Source organism: Sporichthya brevicatena, from assembly GCF_039525035.1.
Taxonomy (GTDB): Bacteria; Actinomycetota; Actinomycetes; order Sporichthyales; family Sporichthyaceae; genus Sporichthya; species Sporichthya brevicatena.
Genome location: NZ_BAAAHE010000076.1, coordinates 1 through 1,303 on the forward strand (window position 1 = coordinate 1; position 1,303 = coordinate 1,303).

Sequence of the window (1,303 nt, forward strand, 5' to 3'; positions counted from 1 at the left end):
CGGGCTTGGTGGCGTCGGCGCCATTGTGACCAGGCCAGGACCTCGGCCGGCGGTGGTGCTCGGTGCCAGATCAGGCGAGAGAGCAACCGGCGGGCTTCGGGAACGGTGAGCGCGATCAGCTCGTCGTCGAGGCCGGCCGGTGCCCCTTTTTTGCAGCCGTGGCGCGAGTGATGGTGAGGAAGGCGTGCGCGAGCATGGCCAAGGTGATGTGGCGATACCAGCTCTCGTAGTGACGGACCTGGTAGTGATCCAGGCCGACTTCTCCCTTCGCGGTCTGGAAGGTTTCCTCGATGGCCCAACGCGTCCCGGCGACGCGGGCCAGCTCGGTCAGCGACGTAGAACCCGCTGCGCGGGCGAGGTAGTAGGCGTAGTCGCTTGGATCGGTCAGGCTGCGACGCACGAGCAGCCAACAGGTGTTGCCGTCACCGGGATCAGGGTGCAGCGCGGTGCGCGCCCAGTGGTGGACCCGCGGGCCTTTGGCGCCGGGTGCGGCGCTGATCCGCTTGAACGCCTGCGGTGAGATCGCGGCGGCGACGGTCTTGGCATGGGCCTGGACCGGGCCTTTGACCCCGGCGGTCCAGACCCACTGGTTGGACGGAACGGCCAGCACGTAGGACAACCCGCGTTGGGCGGCGAAGGCCCGCAGCCCGGGATGCTGGCCGTAGACCTCATCCCCAGTCAGCCACCGGGCCGGGACCCCGGCGTCCAAGGTCCGGGTCAGCATCGCGATGGCCAGCTCAGGTTTGGTCGCGAACTCGACCTCCTCACCGATTCCGGCATCCCGGCAGCGGGGGCGGTCTTCGGTCCACGCCTTGGGCAGGTAGAGCTCGCGGTCCAGGAAGGTCCGCCCACCCGGCGCGGCGTAGCCCAGGAACACCCCGACCTGGCAGTTCTCGATCCGCCCCGCGGTCCCGGAGTACTGCCGAGCGACACCGGCGGACCTGGTGCCCTTCTTCAAGAAACCGGTCTCGTCCACGACCAGAACAGCACCCGGATCACCAAGGTGGCCGATGACGTAGCCGCGCAGGTCATCACGTACCCGGTGCGCATCCCAATCGGTGCCGGTGAGCAGGCGCTGCATCCCGTCCGGGTTGGCCTCCCCGGCGTCCTCGGCCAGGGTCCAGCCGTTCTTGCGTTCCAGTGGAGCCAACAACCCGCGCAGATACCCCGCCACCCGCGCCCGCGGCTCCGAACGCGCGAACCGCGGCGCGATCAGGGCATGGACCTCCTCCAGGCCCGCCGCCCACTCCGACACCTCAGCCACGCCCAGATCATCGACCACACCGCAACATCTCGAGACCCG

1 protein-coding gene is annotated in these 1,303 nt (G+C 69.2%); it reads right to left on the reverse strand.

From position 1 onward, the window contains the following. Positions 1 to 115: 115 nt before the first annotated feature. Positions 116 to 1,264 (reverse strand): IS701 family transposase, encoded by a 1,149-nt coding sequence (locus ABD401_RS24980; RefSeq protein WP_344609943.1) that lies wholly within the window; start codon positions 1,262 to 1,264, stop codon positions 116 to 118. Positions 1,265 to 1,303: the final 39 nt, after the last annotated feature.